At 40.7% G+C, this 15,668-nt stretch carries 13 protein-coding genes and 1 pseudogene; 10 read left to right on the top strand and 4 right to left on the bottom strand.

All coding sequences use genetic code 11. From position 1 onward, the window contains the following. Positions 1-2 precede the first annotated feature (2 nt). The 6 genes and pseudogenes from nuoK to EGS47_RS18690 all read left to right on the top strand — a co-directional run bounded on the left by nuoK (position 3) and on the right by EGS47_RS18690 (position 8,509). Entirely contained in the window at positions 3-311 is a 309-nt protein-coding gene (gene nuoK, locus EGS47_RS11985) for an NADH-quinone oxidoreductase subunit NuoK (protein WP_004987386.1), read from the top strand. Beyond that, a complete protein-coding gene (gene nuoL, locus EGS47_RS11990) occupies positions 308-2,203 on the top strand; it encodes an NADH-quinone oxidoreductase subunit L (protein WP_119686954.1) in 1,896 nt (631 codons plus the stop codon). The genes nuoK and nuoL overlap by 4 nt, the downstream gene beginning before the upstream one ends. Before the next feature lies 1 nt (position 2,204). Continuing rightward, on the top strand, positions 2,205-3,812 hold the full coding sequence (nuoM, locus tag EGS47_RS11995) for an NADH-quinone oxidoreductase subunit M (RefSeq protein WP_119686953.1): 1,608 nt from the start codon (positions 2,205-2,207) through the stop codon (positions 3,810-3,812). A gap of 3 nt (positions 3,813-3,815) precedes the next feature. After that, entirely contained in the window at positions 3,816-5,312 is a 1,497-nt protein-coding gene (nuoN, locus tag EGS47_RS12000; RefSeq protein ID WP_125269659.1) for an NADH-quinone oxidoreductase subunit NuoN, read from the top strand. Positions 5,313-5,418: 106 nt separating this feature from the next. Beyond that, positions 5,419-6,054 (top strand): uracil phosphoribosyltransferase, encoded by a 636-nt coding sequence (upp, locus tag EGS47_RS12005; protein WP_119686951.1) that lies wholly within the window; start codon positions 5,419-5,421, stop codon positions 6,052-6,054. A 308-nt stretch (positions 6,055-6,362) separates the two neighbouring features. Then, a pseudogene (locus tag EGS47_RS18690) lies at positions 6,363-8,509 on the top strand (TonB-dependent siderophore receptor). A 62-nt stretch (positions 8,510-8,571) separates the two neighbouring features. Here the strand turns inward: EGS47_RS18690 and gigC are convergent. After that, complete coding sequence (gene gigC, locus EGS47_RS12015; protein WP_119686481.1) at positions 8,572-9,459, bottom strand: LysR family transcriptional regulator GigC; 888 nt, start codon at positions 9,457-9,459, stop codon at positions 8,572-8,574. An 84-nt stretch (positions 9,460-9,543) separates the two neighbouring features. Here gigC and EGS47_RS12020 point away from each other — a divergent pair, with 84 nt between their 5' ends. Next, on the top strand, positions 9,544-10,305 hold the full coding sequence (locus EGS47_RS12020; protein WP_119686480.1) for a ferredoxin--NADP reductase: 762 nt from the start codon (positions 9,544-9,546) through the stop codon (positions 10,303-10,305). A 139-nt stretch (positions 10,306-10,444) separates the two neighbouring features. Here the strand turns inward: EGS47_RS12020 and EGS47_RS12025 are convergent, their stop codons facing one another. Next, a complete protein-coding gene (locus EGS47_RS12025) occupies positions 10,445-10,867 on the bottom strand; it encodes a hypothetical protein (protein ID WP_119686479.1) in 423 nt (140 codons plus the stop codon). Between the two features lie 153 nt (positions 10,868-11,020). Between EGS47_RS12025 and EGS47_RS12030 the strand changes: the two genes are divergently transcribed. The 3 genes from EGS47_RS12030 (at position 11,021) to EGS47_RS18425 (ending at position 13,527) form a co-directional block, all read left to right on the top strand. Then, positions 11,021-11,257, top strand: a complete 237-nt coding sequence (locus EGS47_RS12030; protein WP_119686478.1) for a hypothetical protein — start codon at positions 11,021-11,023, stop codon at positions 11,255-11,257. Between the two features lie 227 nt (positions 11,258-11,484). Continuing rightward, positions 11,485-13,173: a mechanosensitive ion channel gene (locus EGS47_RS12035; RefSeq protein WP_034700203.1), complete on the top strand. Its 1,689-nt coding sequence runs from the start codon at positions 11,485-11,487 to the stop codon at positions 13,171-13,173. A 177-nt stretch (positions 13,174-13,350) separates the two neighbouring features. Beyond that, positions 13,351-13,527, top strand: a complete 177-nt coding sequence (locus EGS47_RS18425; RefSeq protein WP_004999014.1) for a hypothetical protein — start codon at positions 13,351-13,353, stop codon at positions 13,525-13,527. Between the two features lie 12 nt (positions 13,528-13,539). On the opposite strand, the gene EGS47_RS12040 is transcribed toward EGS47_RS18425, so the two are convergent. Then, positions 13,540-14,736 (bottom strand): NAD(P)/FAD-dependent oxidoreductase, encoded by a 1,197-nt coding sequence (locus tag EGS47_RS12040; protein ID WP_125269660.1) that lies wholly within the window; start codon positions 14,734-14,736, stop codon positions 13,540-13,542. A 30-nt stretch (positions 14,737-14,766) separates the two neighbouring features. Beyond that, positions 14,767-15,639: a 1-aminocyclopropane-1-carboxylate deaminase/D-cysteine desulfhydrase gene (locus EGS47_RS12045; protein ID WP_004999009.1), complete on the bottom strand. Its 873-nt coding sequence runs from the start codon at positions 15,637-15,639 to the stop codon at positions 14,767-14,769. Positions 15,640-15,668 lie beyond the last annotated feature (29 nt).

A 15,668-nucleotide genomic window follows, 5' to 3' on the forward strand; every position in this document is an offset into this window, starting at 1 on the left:
CAATGGGCAATATCCCTTTAGAACATGGTTTGATTGTTGCAACCATTCTTTTTGCACTGGGTTTTTACGGTGTAATGGTGCGACGCAATCTTCTCTTTATGTTGATGAGCCTTGAAATCATGATGAATGCTGCGGCATTGGCATTTGTTTTAGCAGGAAGTGCATGGGCACAACCTGATGGTCAGATTATGTTTATCCTGATTTTGACTCTTGCTGCGGCAGAGGCTTGTATTGGTCTTGCGATCGTCCTTCAGTTTTACCATCGCTTCCACCATCTGGATGTGGATGCTGCTAGTGAGATGCGCGGATGAGTACTTTATATTTAACGATTCTTTTTCCGCTGATCGGTTTTATTTTATTAGCGGTAGGGCGCGACAAGCTCTCTGAAAATGTCGCAGCCATTATTGGTGTCGGCTCGGTTGGACTCTCGGCATTGTTTGCTCTCATTGCCGGACTTGCATTTACCAGCAGTGGACAACCATTTTTTGTCCAACATTTGTGGACTTGGTTTAATGTCGGTGGTTTTGCACCGGGTATTACGCTATATCTTGATGGTTTGTCATTACTCATGACAGGCATGATTACGGGGGTGGGTTTCCTCATCCATATCTTTGCTTCATGGTATATGCGCGGCGAAGAAGGCTATGCGCGTTTCTTCTCATATTTCAACCTGTTTGTTGCCAGCATGTTGGTGTTGGTGCTTGGCGATAACTTGGCGTTATTGTTCTTGGGTTGGGAAGGCGTCGGTCTGTGCTCATATCTATTGATTGGATTTTATTATTCAAATCCAGACAATGGCTGGGCTGCGATCAAGGCATTTACAGTAACACGTGTCGGTGACGTATTCTTACTTATCGCATTGTTCCTGCTTTATCAACAACTTGGTACGTTAAATACGCATTATATCGTTGAAAATGCGGCGACAGTGATGACACAAAGCTCATCGCTTTCGATCTGGACCGCTTTAATGTTGTTCTTGGGTGCGGCAGGTAAATCTGCGCAGATTCCATTACAAACATGGTTGGCCGATGCGATGGCAGGCCCTACGCCTGTTTCAGCACTTATCCACGCTGCAACGATGGTGACAGCAGGGGTTTATCTGACTAGTCGTATGCATACCGTGATTGAAATGGCGCCAGCAGTGATGCAATTCATTTCAATTACAGGTGCTGTAACTTTGCTCGTCGCAGGTTTTGCAGCATTGGTTCAAACCGACATCAAACGTATTTTGGCTTACTCAACGATGAGTCAGTTGGGTTATATGTTTATGGCAGTGGGTGCAGAAGCCTATCAGGCAGGTCTGTTCCATATGTTGGCTCACGCATTCTTTAAAGCGTTATTGTTCTTATCTTCTGGTGCAGTGATTTTAGCTTGTCATCATGAACAAAATATTTTCAAGATGGGTGGTTTGCGTAAAAAGATTCCATTTGTATTCTGGTGTTTTGTCATCGGCGGCGGTGCACTTGCTGCGCTTCCAATCGTGACCATTGGCTTCTTCTCTAAAGATGCGATCTTAGGCGCAGTGTATGCACAATCTGTGATTGCAAACTTACCACTTTACAATACCTTGTATTGGGTCGGGGTTGCAGGTGCATTCTTAACATCTATTTATACCTTCCGTTTAATCTGGGTGGTATTTTTTGGCGAAGAAAAAACAGAAGCACATGCTATTCATGGTGTGACTTACTGGGGACCTTTGGCTATTCTTGCATTCTTATCGACAGGTTTCGGTTACTTCTTACAAGCTCCAGTTTTGAAGCTTTTAAGCAGTGCTAATATTCCAAGTTTTGTGATTCCAGAAAGTTTGGAAGCTGCGGTTTCTCACGCAGAACATTTGGCAAGCGGTATTGCGATTGCGGGTTTAATCATAGGAATCTTGCTGTTTGTATTTGCTTACGCGGCAGTTAAATCTTTTGCTCAAAGTGGTTTGGGTTCAGGTTTAGTGCATATTTGTCGTACTGCATTTGGTTTTGATGCCTTGTATAACATCGTGTTTGTAAAACCTTATTTGTTTATAGCAAAACTTTTAGGTCGAGATCCAATCGATAGCATGTGGCTGGTATTGCCTGCCTTAGTGAAAGGCGGCAACAAATTTACGAGTTCACGTCAAACTGGTTTAGTACGTGAATACGCTTCCAGTATGTCGCTCGGTGTCGTCGTGCTGTTGATGATCCTTATCGTTATTCAGGTGGTGGGGAAATAAAATGGAAAACAATTTAATTTTACCCGCGCTGATTTTAGTTCCTTTCATTGCTGGTTTTGTTTGCTGGTTGGTCGATAAACTTGATCAGCATTTACCGCGCTGGATTGCCTTAATTGGTATGCTCGTGACTTTGGGATTGACGCTTGCACTTTGGCAAAGTGGTCAATTTCATTATGAGCTTGGTGCTCGAGTTCCAACGTGGACAGCAGAGTTTAATCTTCCTTGGATTCAGACTTTAGGGATTAATATCCATCTTGCTATTGATGGTTTATCACTCTTGATGGTTGGCCTGACTGCACTACTGGGTGTTTTGGCAGTTGGTTGTTCATGGGGTGAAATCCAGAAAAATGTCGGTTTCTTCCATCTAAACCTTTTATGGTCTTTGGGTGGCGTGATCGGGGTTTTCCTTGCAGTTGATTTGTTCTTGTTCTTCTTCTTCTGGGAGATGATGCTGGTTCCAATCTACTTCCTGATCGCACTATGGGGACATCGTGGTGCAGACGGAAAATCACGTGTCTATGCGGCTACCAAGTTTTTCCTTTATACCCAGATTGCAGGTTTAATCATGCTGATTGGTATTCTGGGTCTGGTGGTCTATGGCTACATGATGACAGGTTCGATCGGATTTGATTACAACTACTTGCTTGCAGTCGCCAACACACTTGATCAGCAAGCACCTGCGGTTGCCTATGCCTTCATGATCTGTATGTTTATTGGTTTTGCAGTGAAATTACCAGTATTTCCACTGCATGGCTGGTTACCCGATGCGCATGCTCAGGCACCGACCGCGGGTTCAGTAGACTTGGCAGGTATTTTGATTAAAACTGCTGCGTATGGTTTACTCCGTTTTGTGATTCCATTCTTCCCAGCGGCTTCGGCACAATTTGCAGATATCGCGATTATTTTTGGTTTGATTGGTATTTTCTACGGTGCTTGGTGTGCCTATCAGCAAACCGATATGAAACGTTTGTTGGCGTATACCTCAATTTCGCACATGGGTTTTGTGCTTCTTGCGATTTATGCCGGTAATATCCTGACCTATCAGGGTTTAATGATCATGATGCTGGCACATGGTTTATCTTCTGCTGCACTATTCATTATGTCTGGTCAAGTCTATGAGCGTCTACATACGCGTGATTTACGCCTGATGGGTGGATTACGTGGACAGCTTCAATATTTACCATTCTTCCTGATGTTCTTTGTGGCTGCTTTGGTGGGTATACCAGGACTAGGTAACTTTATTGGTGAATTCCTGATCCTTATGGGTTCATTTAATAAATATCCTGCGTTCACGATTATCGCTGCGGTGAGTTTGGTCTTTGCAGGGCTATATGGTTTGATTTTGATTCATAAAGCATTGTTTGGTGAGCCAAACCCTGAACAAAAACAGCACTATGTTCAACCGCTTAAAGATTTGAATTTACGTGAGCTTGTTATTTTGATGGTGTGTCTGATTGGTTTGGTCTGGTTGGGTCTTTATCCTCAAACCTTCCTCGACGTATCTCACTCAAGCATGCAATGGTTAGCCAATAGCTATAGTCCTGTACAACCTGTGGTTGACTTGACTCAGCAAGCAGCGACTCAGCTTAGTAATGTGGAGATCCAATAAGCCATGAACTTCACAATGTCTTTTTCTCAGCTTATGCCTTTGGCACCCGTGATGATTGTGGCGTTGACCGCAGTCGTTGTGATGATCCTGATTGCAATTAAACGTAATCATAATTTAATTGCAACAGCTTCAGTGGTGGGTCTAAACCTTGCCGCAGCTTATATTCTCATTACGATGTTTGGTGGTCATTTTGTACCATCGAATGTCATGGGAATGTTTATGATCGATCCGTTTACACTGATTTATCAATTACTCATTATCGTGGCTTCACTTGCATGCTGTACTTTATCGCATGCGTATATTGAAACCTATAAAGATAATCGCGAAGAACTTTACTTATTGCTTTTGATCTCTGTATCAGGGGCAATGCTGATGGTTGCAAGCGCGCATTATGCTTCTTTCTTCATTAGCCTTGAGTTAATGTCGATCCCAGTTTATGGCTTGCTGGCTTATACCTATCAACGTAGTCGTTCACTTGAATCTGGTGTGAAGTACCTTGTACTTTCTGCAACTGCTTCTGCAATGCTTTTGATGGGTATGGCTTATATCTATGCCTATACAGGTTCATTGTCTTTCTATGATTCTGTACAAGCATTATTTAATTCGATTCGCCAACCAATGGTGATTTTAGGGCTTGCACTGGTCATTTTTGCGGTTGCCTTTAAACTTTCACTGGCACCATTTCATAAATGGACACCTGATGTTTATGCAGGTGCGCCAGCGCCAATGGCGACCTTTTTGGCGACCGCGGCTAAAGTGGCAACAATTGGTCTATTTGTACGTTATATGCTGACTTCTGGTGCGATCCTTGTCGATTCACTAGTAACGATTTTAACGATCATTGCCGTGTTATCTATTTTAGCGGGTAACTTACTTGCAGTTCGTCAGGTCAATTTAAAGCGTATTTTGGCTTATTCATCGATTGCGCATTTTGGTTATTTGTTGATTGCTTTAATCAGCATGACCTACGCAAGTTTGGGTAGCGTTACAGTGTATGTCGTGACTTATGTGCTGACTACCATTGGTGCATTCGGTGCGGTTGCGTTAATGTCTAGTCCATATAACAATGTCGATGAAGCTGAAAGTCTTGCGGATTATCGTGGTTTATTCTGGCGTCGTCCTGTATTAACTGCGACTTTAACCGTAATGATGCTGTCTTTAGCAGGTATTCCATTAACTGCGGGCTTTATTGGTAAGTTCCTTGTGGTGATGGCTGCGGTAACGACTCAGCATTGGTTCCTTGCAGCCATGATTATTGTGGGTAGTGGTATTGGTTTGTATTATTACCTACGTGTGATGGTGGTCATGTATATGACTCCGCCTGAGGTTCCTCGTATCGATGCGGATAAGCATTGGGGGCAAAAAGTAGGTGGAATCATGGTCTTGGCTGCGGCTGCATTGGTTTTAATTATTGGTATCTATCCAGATCCAGTGATTAAGCTAGCCTTGGAAGGCGAGATTTTATCACCGTTACATTTTGTGTTATCACAACAGCATTAAGCTTGTGTTTTAACAAAAAAAACCTCCATTCGTGGAGGTTTTTTAATTTTTGTCACTAAAACTATTTATAATATATCAAGTTTAATGTTGTTTTAGGTGTTCTCCCGTGCCCATTCAAGAAATCCGTCATCCTCTGATTCGTCATAAACTTGGCTTATTGCGACGTTCGGATATCAGCACAAAAAATTTCCGTGAACTTGCTCAAGAAGTCACAATGCTTCTGACTTATGAAGCGACAAAAGATTTGCAACTGGTCGATCATGAGGTTGATGGTTGGGCGGGCAAAGTCACGACCCAGCGTATTGCAGGTAAAAAAATTACCATTGTTCCGATTTTACGAGCAGGAATCGGTATGTTAGAAGGCGTACTTAACCTGATTCCTAGTGCCAAAGTCAGTGTACTCGGTTTGGAGCGTGATGAAGAAACCTTACAGGCGCGAACGTATTATAAAAAATTAGTTCCAGATGTCGCCAACCGTATCGCGATGATTATCGACCCAATGTTAGCGACGGGTAGCTCACTTGTTGCTGCGATTGATGTTCTTAAAGCCAGCGGATGTAAAGATATTCGTGTCATGATTTTGGTTGCTGCACCTGAAGGCATTAAAAAAGTGCAGGAATTGCACCCCGAAGTGGAAATTTATACCGCATCGATTGATGATGGATTGAATGCGCAAGGTTATATCGTGCCTGGCCTTGGTGATGCAGGAGATAAGATTTTTGGTAGTGTCCAAAAAGATTAAAAAGACTCCTTTAAAAAGCTGCCAATTTGGTGGCTTTTTTTTTGCAAAAAAGGGATGTGGATTCCAGCTAAATTACTGTTTAAGTTTTTTTAAAAATTAAAATAACCTTAAATTTTTTATAAATATTAAATGGAAATAATTGTTTACTAGCTTAGGTGAATAAAAAAATACAATTACAATTATGGAGATAGTATGAATAATGTTAGTGATAATTATTATCAATTGATATAGGATTGCGCTAATTTTATACAGGGGTACATTTAATGTTTAATACTCAACCCAAAATATTAGCCCGTACAATTTCAGTGATGATGTTTATGGCGGCTGGTAGTAGTTTTATTCACGCTGAAGATATCTTACCGACGATAAAACTGAAAGCTGACGATCAAGAGCAGCAAGGTTATACCGTCAAAAAGTCTAAATCTGCTACAAAAATGGATTTGGCTCTGAAAGATACACCTCAGTCTGTAAGTGTAATTACAAAAGAACAAATCGATGATCAAAACTTAACAAGTGTTGAAGATGTATTGAATCAGACCCCGGGTGTATATGTACAGCGTTTTGGCGCGCAAGGTGCAGTAGGCAATGGGGGAGAATATGTATTTTATTATGCGCGTGGTAAACAAATCGTAAATTATCAAGTTGATGGTGTTATGACAGCACCAGCGATTGATGGCAAAAATGGATCATCTCTGAGTAATTTTGACCCCGCTGTTTTTGAAAACGTGACCGTAATTAAGGGTGCTACTGGCTTGACTAATGGTGCGGGTTATCCAAGCGCAAGTGTAAATTTTAATAGAAAACATGCCAATAGTAGTGTCTCAACTGGAGAGGTTAAACTGAGTGGTGGCTCATGGGATACTTACCGATCACAATTTGATGTACAAGGTGGTTTAAATAGTGCAGGTTCTATTCGTGGTCGCGCTGTGGCATCGTATGGTCAGGGCGACTCATGGAAAGCTTGGGGAGATAATCAGTCAGGGACACTCTATGGCATTATCGATGCTGATATTGACCCTAAAACAACGGTTTCTGTAGGTGGTATGCTGAGTCGTAATAAAGTTACGGGTCTTGGGGTGCATGGGATTGATATGTATGGTATTGACGGTAGCATTAGCCCTTACACACCTAGCTTTAATGCAAATGCAAAATGGGCATATAGTCGGGTTGATACTATTAATCTATTTGCACAAGCAAAACATGAATTTGAAAATCGTTGGAATTTGCAGGCAAACTATAACTATACACAACAGCAAATTAAGTCATTGTTTGGAGTGATTGGTGTAGCCTCAGTCAATTATTCTGATCAGGATGTCATCAAAGGTACAACAACTTATAAAGCACATTATGCATCTCTCGCCGCCTCACAAAATAACTTTAATCCTGAAGAACATAGTTTAGATGTTTCTGCGTCAGGGCCGTATCAATTATTTGGTCGTGAACATGAGTTGATGTTGGGTGCAAGTTATCAGCATATTGAAAATAATAATAACAATTTCTCAGGTTACAACAGTGCTAATGCGGTTGATTTGAGAACGTGGAATGGCGATGTTGCATTACCTAACGCGGCGACTCCTTGACTGATCAAATGTCTATGTTAAATGACAAGTTGCAAATAATCCTAGGTGCACGTTATCAGGATATGGATATTGATTCAATTAACGCGACTACTAAGACATGGAGCAATTATAGCAAAGATAAGATTTCACCAAGTATTGCATTTGTAGTGAAGCCATTTGGAGATAGCTTATCGTTCTATACCAGTTATGTTGAAGCATTAGTACAAGGATCGACGGTTACTTCTACTGCTGATGCAAACTACGGTAATACTTTTGCGCCATTTGAAACTAAACAGTATGAGATTGGTGCGAAATTTCAAGGTGAGCGTTGGCTGCATACTTTAGCAATGTATCAGATTGAAAAACCAAGCACTATGACATTAAATTTGTCGACAAACGATTCACGCTATGTAGCAGGTAAAACTACTACAGTAACAACAGATGGTGCCGAAACTAAATCTAAAGGAATTGAGTATGGTGTATCTGGCAAAGTAACTGATGACTTAATTGTTTATGGGAACTTGGCTTATATTGATACTAATTATGAAAAAGCTGCATCAAATCAAGGAAATACAGTTGAAGGTACACCAGAGTTTACCGCAGGCTTAGGTTTAGATTATCAAATTCCTTTGATTGAAGGATTAAGTGTTAATACTTTTGTTACTTACATTGATGATCAGTATTTAGATTCAGGCAACACATTAAAATTACCAGACTATACTTTGGTTGATTTAGGCGCTAAATATGTAACTAAACTAGGCGGAGTAAATACAACTTTCCGTGCCAATGTTGATAATGTAACAGATAAAAAATATTGGGATGGTGTATTTCAAAGTGGTTTTGCCACAATTGGAGCTGGTCGCACTTATAAACTGGGCGTAACATTTGACTTCTAAATAATGCTTCCTATAAAAAAACCTTTCATATGAAAGGTTTTTTTTATTTATATTTTAAATTCTCAATTCACACGATTTTCACAGAAATTCATAAAGGCTTTTAAACCTGGTCCCTGATATTTTTGACGATGTACCAATACATGCAGTGGGCGAGTCAATTCCCAAAAAGGCGTTTCTAAAATTACCAACTGTCCTTTTTCAATTAAAGGTTCAATGGCAAGTCTAGAAATACAAGACATTCCTAAACCACCTGCCACAATCTTTAAAATTGCTTCATTATGACCCAGTGTAAGACGGATATTGGCATCAGGAACATCCTGTAAAATGGCGTTATCAAAGACTTCTCGCGTTCCTGAACCTTCTTCACGTAAAATCCATTCGACGTTTAAAAAATCCTGAGGTGTTAAAGCTCGATCCAATTTCGCTAAAGGATGGTCAGGCGAGCAGCAGACAGCAAGTTCATCATTCCGCCAATGGATACATTGTAATTGTGGTAAATGACACGAACCTTCAATGAGTGCTAAATCAAGCTGAAATTGATTCACCGCTTCAATCATCTGGCGAGTATTCCCGACTTGCAACTGCAAATGTGCCTGAGGATGAATTTGTAGAAAATCTGCCATCAGGTCTGGGATCAAATAGTCACTGATGGTCAAAGTGGCGCCTAAACGCAAATCTATACTTTGTAATTCACCTTTAGCGGCTTGTTCAAATGCTTCACAACGCCCCAAAATTTCCAAAGCTTGAGGCAATAAAAAACGACCTAGATCGTTTAATTGTAGGCGTTTGCCTAAACGGTCAAAGAGTGGAGCCCCTAATCCATCTTCAAGGTCAGCCAATGCCATACTGGCAGCACTTTGAGTCAGGCGGACGGCATCGCTGGCTTTGGTTACTGTTCCTTCTTGAGCGACTGCCACAAAGACAGCCAACTGACGTAATGTCATGCGCATGAATCAAGCCTTACCCTTGAAAAGTAGTCATAATTTCTGCTGTCATGCTAACATGAGCATACCCTGTCGTGCCATGTTGAAATTATGTCAATTGAGAAATTTAGCGTCGAAAAAGTGTTGTCTGTACAGCGTTGGGCTTCAAATTTATTTAGTTTTACTATGACGCGTCCAGCGCATTTTAAATTCAGCGCAGGTCAGTTTGCCCGAATTGGATTAAAGCTAGGGGATGATTTGGTGGTGCGTGCTTATTCGATTGTATCCTCTCCATTTGATGAAACTCTTGAGTTTTTTTCTATCGTTGTGCCTGATGGTGCATTTACGTCTAATCTGCAACATCTCAAAGTGGGTGATGAGCTTTACTTAGAAAAAATTTCTTATGGTTTTTTAACCTTGGCACGTTATCAACTACCTTTACCTCAAGATTTATGGCTATTAGCTACAGGTACAGGGCTGGCGCCTTTTCTTTCGATGTTGCAGGATTTTGCGACATGGCAGAATTACCAGCAAATTCATTTGGTCTATAGTGTTCGTACCGTTTCTGAATTGGCTTATGTTGATCGTATACAAGAGATTGCGGCAAGTTTTGGTGAAGGGCATACTGGATTTAAGTTCGTTCCTGTGATTACGCGTGATCCAAATGCTGTTTTACACGAAAGATTGCCAGTGTTAATTGAAAATGGTGAACTGGAAAAAGCGGTTGGTTATTCGTTAAATCCTGCAACCAGTCATGTCATGCTTTGTGGTAATCCACAAATGGTTGAAGATACCAAAGAAGCATTAAAACGCCGTGGTTTAACCATGAACCGTCGTGGTGAAGGCAATATTGCCGTGGAAAATTATTGGTGATGAGCTGCGGTTATAGCAGCGCAAGGGCGGTTATAGCAGTGTACGAGCAAAGCAGAGCACGGGTGATTCAAAGCACCCATGTCATCAAATCACATGAACAGATACCATGACTTAAATATGACCCATATAAATATGGGTTTTAATGTACAAACATGTCCATAAATTCACGTAATTCCTGAATGGCTGAATCCAGATCTGTACTCAACCACGTTGGCTCAAAGAATCCCGCATAATGTTCTAAACGCTCTTGTGGAACCACCAGACGAATTGGACATTCTTCTTCAAGTAGACGCCACGGTAGTATGGGAACTTCATTGTCCAGAAATGAATTCACGTTTCGAATATCAATGATCATCGCATTGATACAATCTGGAAAAGGCATCACTGAAAATTCTTCAGTGCGACGTCTAAAATATTCCAGATCACCCCATTTCAAGCTATAGCTTGCTTTATTAAAGCTAATAATTCCGATCAGATGTTCATCACGAGTGTAATGTAAAGAACATTCATGTGTGACGTCAGTGTCTAAATCCAGAGTGACGCTTTGCTGACGATACGACATAAAGACCTGAGCAAAAAAATGGGTGGGCTATTATAGCCTATTTTTATATACAACGCAGAAACAAAGAACACGATAGCGCTATGCTTTTTCACACAATGCTACATAAGTGCTTGTTATGATAAAGAACAATGGAAAATAAAAGAGGGGATTGCGATGACACATGATTTTAATAAACCAACACCACATACTTCGTCACCAGAAGAGACCGAAAAGAAACGTCGTTTGCCAGTTTATATTTTGGCAATTGTGGGAATTTTTTTAGTGGCATTGATTATGTATATGGTCGCTGATCATAAACCAGATGCAAGTGATGCACCACCAGATCATCCAAATCCAAATGCACAACCTGCTACGCCAAATAATTCAACTACCAATAGCCAACAGTCATAAATTGTTATCGATTCTAATTTTTAACAAGCCATCTAATGTGATTAGATGGCTTTTTTGCAATCTTTTACTTCATTTTTGTAGTAGTTTTTATATTGCATCTTGAATAAAAAATAAGCACAAAATATGTTGAGATAGATCACAAATAATATCCATTCTTAAAACCATTTTACAGCTTAACTTCATCAAGACTAAGCCGTGATTAATATAACAAAGAGGGCATGACCTATATGAACGATTATTTTAACAATGAGGCTGCGCAAGCCCATTATGGATTTATGTACTATTGGGATATGTTTCAGCCCATTATCGCGGCAATTGCAGTTTTTATTATTGGTTGGATTTTGGCACTGATTATCGCTGCGGGTGTCAAAAAATTACTCAATTTAATTGGAACCAATCGTCATTTATCGACCGCAACGGGTAAAGCACCAGACTTTGAGTCAATTATTTCAAAATTTATATTTTGGTTTGTGTTGATTATTGCGCTGATTGCTTCGTTAAACGTACTGAATATTTATAGTGTCAGCGGGCCATTTAGTGCCATGATCACCCAAGTATTGGTTTTTGTGCCGAATCTTATTGCAGCGGCTGTCGTGGCTTTTGTGGGTTGGATCTTGGCGCGTTTGGTGCGAGCAGGACTATCCAAAGCTTTGTCTAAGACTCAACTTGATGAGAAACTGAGCACTGAAGTCGGTGTTCGACCACTCAGTGAAAATATTGCAGATATTATCTATTGGTTAATTCTGCTTTTGTTTTTACCTATTGTCCTTTCGATTTTAGGACTCTCAGGTCTTTTACTCCCTGTCCAAGCGATGGTAGCTGAAGTTGTCGGATATCTTCCAAACATCTTTATTGCAGGCGTGATCGTTTTTGTTGGCTACATTTTGGCAAAAATTGTAAGAGGAATTACCGAAGGCTTGGTTAACAGTGTGGGTTTACAAGCTCAAGCTGAGAAAATAGGACTCTTTAAAAACAGCAATATCGCCAATGTATTAGGTTCTCTGGTTTTTGCGCTGATCTTTATTACCGCATTGATTATTGCATTTGAAGCGCTTGGAATTGAGTCTATTTCTCAGCCAGCAACAGCCATGCTCAATGAGATCATGTTTGCGATACCAAATATTATTGCTGCTGGTCTGATTTTGATTATTGCCTATGTCGTCTCCCGTTTTGTCGCAAAACTGGTTGAAGATATTTTGGCAGGTACTGGTGTCGATGATGTTCCTGCAAAGTTTGACTTACAGCGTTTCTTGGGAGCGACTAAAATCTCGCATGTGGTTGGTGTCTTAATCGTATTCTTTACCATGTTGTTTGCGGTTGCAGAAGCAGCGAATCGTCTTGGTTTTGATCAAATTAGTCATCTGGTCGCGATCTTCATTGCCTTCGGCGCCAACATTTTACTTGGTGCTTTAATTCTGGTCGTGGGTTTCTGGTTAGCCAATATCGTGGCAAATGTTGTTCAACGCGGTGAATATAACAGCTCACGCTGGTTAGGTAATTTGGTTCGTATCTTGATTATGGGCTTGGTTCTAGCGATGGGTCTACGCGCAATGGGTATTGCCGATTCAATCGTCAATCTGGCTTTTGGACTCACACTTGGTTCGGTGGCAGTCGCTTTTGCTCTCGCTTTTGGTCTGGGTGGTCGTCAACCTGCGGAACGTGTTTTGACCGATCTTATTGATAAAGCCAAAGCTGAGGGAAATAAACCCAATCCAATTGCGAAAACTCAATCAGCGGTTGTGGTTGAAACACCTGTAGCATCATCGCCTGTTGCACCCTCAGAGGCGGCAACGGATCATAATGTTCCAACCACGTTTGATGTAGACCCAGCTCATAAACCTTTAAATAACCCTTATGGTTCTAAAGGCGAAGGTGAGGATGATCCAACATCAAAACCCGATGATCAACCGAAATAAGTTTTGATTTTTGCACCAGAATCGGCCACTCTATCCAGAGTGGTCGTTTTTTTAGATCGTTAAAATAGATTTTTCATCACTGTTTCGCCTGCTTTATTTTCTCTCTAAAGAAGAAATAAAAAGGACGTATGAAAGAAATCTAATCCATGAGTCATAAAAATAATAGAGGAGTGAAAGATGCAAAAGCAGCCGAATCGTTTTATCGCCCCGATTGTGATTGCGGGTATTACTGTCGGATTTTTGGTCAGTGCTTATAAGTTTGTATTTGCCAAAAATAAAGTGACACAAACAGAAAAAACAGGTGTAGATGAAATTCCTTCAATCGAAGCCAATCAGATTGATGCTGCACCATAATTTTGATGTAATTTATACATATTGTGCAGCGGCATAGGCCGATGACCATGCCCACTGAAAGTTATAACCGCCTAAATGTCCAGTCACATCTAAAACCTCACCAATAAAATAGAGTCCTTGAACTTTCTGGCTCTGCATGGTTTTGGATGAAATTTCAGCGGTGTCTACTCCACCCAAAGTCACTTCGGCGGTACGATAGCCTTCAGTCCCTGAGGGTTTCACTACAAAACCATGAAGCTGCGCTGCAATCTGCTCTAAGTTGCTATCACTCAGTTGAGCAATCGCGGTTTCTGCATAGTTAGGCCAAATCAGTTGTTGTAACTCAAGCACAATGCTTTTTGCGGTCAGTTCGGATAATAACGTGCGTAACAAGACTTTGGGTTGCTGCTGTTTTTTTTGTTTCAAATAATCAGCTAAGTCTTGGGTAGGAAAAAAGTTGATCTGAAAAGATTCACCTGCTTGCCAATAATTCGAAAGTTGCAGTGAACTTGGACCACTTAAACCACGATGAGTAAAGAGTAGTGCCTCGGTAAAACTGTTTTTATCATTGGAAAGTGTCACCTCCAAAGCATTCCCACTCAGGCGTGTGGTTACTTCTTTAAATTGATCAGAAAAAGTAAAGGGGACTAATCCTGCGCGAGTTGGAAAAACTTGATGACCAAATTGTTTAGCTAGCTCATAGCCAATTCCTGAACCACCTAGTGTTGGAATTGAAAGGCCACCTGATGCAATCACCAGAGATTCACAAGTAAAGCTTGCGTGTGTGCTTTGAACTTCAAAAAGTTGATGGTCTATTTGCTTAACAGTTTTTACTTCACAGTCCGTTTTTATGTTGACCAGTTTCGTTTTATCGCATTCAGCTAAAAGCATATTTAAAATATCTTTGGAACCATTTAAGGTAAAAAGCTGTCCATGCTTACGTTCTTCATAGGCGATGCCATAGTCACAGACCAAGCCGATAAAATCCCAATTGCTATAACGTGATAAGGCCGAAATTACAAAATGTGGATTATGTGAAATAAAATTTTCAGGCTCGACATAGAGGTTAGTAAAGTTACATTTACCTCCGCCAGACATCAGGATTTTTTTCCCGACTTTGTTGGCTTTTTCGACCACTAAAACTTTGCGTCCACGCCGTGCAGCCTGAGCCGCCAGCATTAGTCCAGACGCACCTGCACCCAGAACAATGACATCGTAATGCATGGACATAAATTTACTCAGCGTGATAAAAGCGCGACATTATAAAAGATTTTGCCTGCCCTGTAATCCACCACTATGAATTGCTAAAATTCGGGTATGAGGAGGAAAATATGCTTTTTCGATGAGATCAAAAATGCCAAATAGCATTTTTCCTGTATAAATGGGCTCAAGTGGAATTAGATATTGTTTTTCGAAAAGCTGAATAAACTCGATTAACTGAGCTGAAGTCTTGGCATAACCGCCACAACAATACTCATCTATAATCTTCCAATTGTTCTTTGCGGTAAGATGGGCAACGTCATGCGTTAAAAAATCGCCTTTTAATGCAGAGAAACCCAAAATATTTTGATTGAAGTGACTTGATTCAATCAATCCTGTGATCGTGCCGCCAGTTCCCACCGCACAACAAATCACATCGTAATTTTGTCGATCTTGTTCGCTTAAAATTTCTTTGCAACCTTGAATGGCAAGAGAGTTTGTTCCGCCTTCTGGAATAATATAGGCGTTTGGAAATCGAGATTGTAATTCCGCCAAAAAATCAGGTTGCTCTTTATTACGATAATCCTGTCGATTGATGAATTCGAGTTGCATGCCAAACTGCGAGGCAGTGCACAAAGTGTGATTTAAGTGTTGATCAGCCAGTTCTTCACCACGAATGATGCCAATACTCTGAAAACCAAAATAATGGGCTGCATAGGCTGTTGCCGCAATATGATTAGAAAATGCGCCACCAAAAGTAATCAGGGTATCCAGCCCCAGTTGTTTCGCATGCTGTAAGTTATATTTCAGTTTATAAAATTTATTGCCTGAAATATGTGGATGAATGAGATCCAGACGTTTTAAATCAAGATGTATGTCAGGCTGATCTATGAGAGTTTGATATCCCACAGCTTGTGCAATAGCGTTGAACATAGAAGACAGCCTGAATTAAAACGTCATAT

It is taken from the genome of Acinetobacter sp. FDAARGOS_515 (assembly GCF_003938865.1).
Classification (GTDB): domain Bacteria; phylum Pseudomonadota; class Gammaproteobacteria; order Pseudomonadales; family Moraxellaceae; genus Acinetobacter; species Acinetobacter ursingii.

Coding starts and splice junctions, on each gene's coding strand:
- nuoK (WP_004987386.1), top strand. CDS start 3: ATGGGCAATATCCCTTTAGAACATGGTTTGATTGTTGCAACCATTCTT.
- nuoL (WP_119686954.1), top strand. CDS start 308: ATGAGTACTTTATATTTAACGATTCTTTTTCCGCTGATCGGTTTTATT.
- nuoM (WP_119686953.1), top strand. CDS start 2,205: ATGGAAAACAATTTAATTTTACCCGCGCTGATTTTAGTTCCTTTCATT.
- nuoN (WP_125269659.1), top strand. CDS start 3,816: ATGAACTTCACAATGTCTTTTTCTCAGCTTATGCCTTTGGCACCCGTG.
- gigC (WP_119686481.1), bottom strand. CDS start 9,459: ATGCGCATGACATTACGTCAGTTGGCTGTCTTTGTGGCAGTCGCTCAA.
- EGS47_RS12020 (WP_119686480.1), top strand. CDS start 9,544: ATGTCAATTGAGAAATTTAGCGTCGAAAAAGTGTTGTCTGTACAGCGT.
- EGS47_RS12025 (WP_119686479.1), bottom strand. CDS start 10,867: ATGTCGTATCGTCAGCAAAGCGTCACTCTGGATTTAGACACTGACGTC.
- EGS47_RS12030 (WP_119686478.1), top strand. CDS start 11,021: ATGACACATGATTTTAATAAACCAACACCACATACTTCGTCACCAGAA.
- EGS47_RS12035 (WP_034700203.1), top strand. CDS start 11,485: ATGAACGATTATTTTAACAATGAGGCTGCGCAAGCCCATTATGGATTT.
- EGS47_RS18425 (WP_004999014.1), top strand. CDS start 13,351: ATGCAAAAGCAGCCGAATCGTTTTATCGCCCCGATTGTGATTGCGGGT.
- EGS47_RS12040 (WP_125269660.1), bottom strand. CDS start 14,736: ATGTCCATGCATTACGATGTCATTGTTCTGGGTGCAGGTGCGTCTGGA.
- EGS47_RS12045 (WP_004999009.1), bottom strand. CDS start 15,639: ATGTTCAACGCTATTGCACAAGCTGTGGGATATCAAACTCTCATAGAT.